The sequence below is a fragment of the Bacillus sanguinis genome, assembly GCF_018332475.1.
GTDB classification, from domain to species: Bacteria; Bacillota; Bacilli; order Bacillales; family Bacillaceae_G; genus Bacillus_A; species Bacillus_A sanguinis.
On sequence record NZ_BOQB01000098.1, the window covers coordinates 1 to 1,822 of the forward strand.

3 protein-coding genes are annotated in these 1,822 nt (G+C 33.6%); all 3 read left to right on the plus strand.

Annotated features, from left to right (window positions below; all coding sequences use genetic code 11):
- A partial coding sequence (locus tag KI369_RS12560; RefSeq protein ID WP_212956162.1) for an EndoU domain-containing protein occupies positions 1–905 on the plus strand: 905 nt, incomplete at its 5' end.
- A gap of 13 nt (positions 906–918) precedes the next feature.
- Complete coding sequence (locus KI369_RS12565) at positions 919–1,332, plus strand: hypothetical protein (RefSeq protein ID WP_000273070.1); 414 nt, start codon at positions 919–921, stop codon at positions 1,330–1,332.
- 249 nt (positions 1,333–1,581) lie between these two features.
- Complete coding sequence (locus KI369_RS12570; RefSeq protein ID WP_212956163.1) at positions 1,582–1,731, plus strand: hypothetical protein; 150 nt, start codon at positions 1,582–1,584, stop codon at positions 1,729–1,731.
- Positions 1,732–1,822 lie beyond the last annotated feature (91 nt).

The window sequence follows — 1,822 nt, forward strand, 5'->3', positions numbered from 1 at the left end:
TTCAATGGATTGGTGCCTCCAATCAACAGTTCATTCAAATGTTCAATGATGCGAGACCAAAAGCTTTTACATCTATCAATTCACTTGTACAGGTAGAAGAAGATTTGAAGCGAATCGCTGAAAAGTTTCGCAATGCAGATAATCAAGATGTTACACTAGAAGAAGGTGCAATGTGTGGTAAACCATCTTCTGAAGAGAATGGCTTTGATGGTAAAAAACTAGCTAGGGATATAGCGGGTGAAATAAGTGGTGAGTATGATGTTCGTCGTGTTTGGGATGGTATTGATCCATCTACTGGCGAAAAACTTTCGGGGTGGGAACGTGCTGGGGCAGGTGTCATGGCTGTAGCCGGCCTTACACCCTTTGGAAAGATAGCTAAAGTAGGAAAAGGAGTTAAAATGACTGCTAAAGCTACTGAGGCTGCAAATACAGCTAAAAAAGTACCTGTTGGGAAAGCCAGCGGGACTAAGTCAATTATTTCATCCAAAATGGAAGAGAAAATTCTTTTGGGACAGAGAAAAAATCCTAATAAAAATGAAATTATTGGAGGGCATTCATCAAATATTAAAAATAGTCATCCTAATTATGCTACAGAGACGCTTAAGGTCAATCCAAATGGTACGAAAGATATCAAATATACGACTCAATTCCCTGATGGGAAATTGGCTAAAATAAAAAATAGTACAATATTTCCAGATAGTTGGAGTGATACAAAGATTTTAGATAGTATAACTGATATAGGTAACTCTTCCCCGTTAGGTATTAGAGGGAGAGATGGAGCAACTTTTCATAGGGAAATTATTGACGGCGTAGAAATTGATGTAATAAAAATAGGTGATAATGTGGTTAGTGGATATCCAACAGGTCAAATTAATGCACCATTACCAGGTGGATTTACCAAATAGAGGAGGAACATAAATGTATGAAAAAGTAGATGCAGTATTATCTGAAAATAGCTCAGATAACTACTTCTATGATGATGAATTTATGTATGTACAAGAGTTGATAAGTGAATTTACTGAAAATGATTGGGATAAATTGCTTCAAAATCTAAAGGACAGAGATGATAAATATAAAATTAGATTAGTATATTGTATAGATGAAGATACTGGGATGAATGGATTCAATTTATTACTAGATTTACTCAATGCGAATGATGAATTAGCTGAATATGTAATAGACTCTTTGCGTTCTTTTAACAATGAAGAATATAAAAAAATAATCGCTTCCAACAAGCAAATAATGGATAAAGCAGAGAGTCTACTGAAAAAATCGAGTCTGCCAGTTAAAAGAATTTTAGAAGCATTTTTACAACAAAATACACAGTCTTAGTATTTATATCTTTAGAAACAGAATTGTTTAAACTAAATAAAAACGAACTCTATTATTCGATTGGCGTCAAATAATAGAGGATTGACTAGTAAGTGTATCACCTGAGATTCCCAGAAACGTATGGCGTGAAGCTGAAGCGTCTGAAATAGAGCCTTCACATGAATTGGTTTACTTCTTATGTAATAATGCTTTAGAAGTATTTAATTCTCGTTCTATAGAAAGTGCGAAGTGTGAATGTGGTGTGAATGTATGGATGTATATAAAATGGTTGATACAATGCCGTTTGATAAGTTTGAAGAGTTAGTTGAGGACAGTATTGTTGTTATTGAATTATATTTATGTCCTTCTTGTAAAAAGTGGAAGCTTAATTTTGTTGGTAGAAAATTTCTATATGGGTGAAATCATGTTAAAAAAACTGAATTAGGAAATTACCTAGTTCAGTTTTTTATTTTAAAGAAAAGTATTATCTATATCTTTCAGCAAACTGTTC